1 pseudogene is annotated in these 248 nt (G+C 45.2%); it reads left to right on the top strand.

Annotated elements, in window-relative coordinates:
* Positions 1–248 (top strand): annotated as a pseudogene (locus I215_RS16335) (hypothetical protein); the annotation flags it as partial.

Here is a 248-nt window from a genome sequence, read left to right as displayed (position 1 = left end):
ACCAAGAATTACAAGCCCAAAACGCTGCGCATTTACGTGCTCTTGAACTTTCTCAAAAAGAGAATCAGGAGCTAAAAACCAAGGTTGCATCCTTGGAGCATCAAATGCAGCAGCTTTTGAAGCTTATTCAGGGTTTCAAATCAGAAAGGTTCGTCACTCAGACTAGTAATCACGCACAACTGGAGCTCTTCGCCCCTGTAGAGGCTCCTACTGAGCTTCCACAGCAAGAAGAAATCTCCTATACCCGA

The sequence above is a fragment of the Galbibacter marinus genome, assembly GCF_000300875.1.
In the GTDB taxonomy this organism is placed as follows: domain Bacteria; phylum Bacteroidota; class Bacteroidia; order Flavobacteriales; family Flavobacteriaceae; genus Galbibacter; species Galbibacter marinus.
Note: the sequence above shows the minus strand (reverse complement) of the source record. Positions and strands in the feature narration are given on the sequence as shown.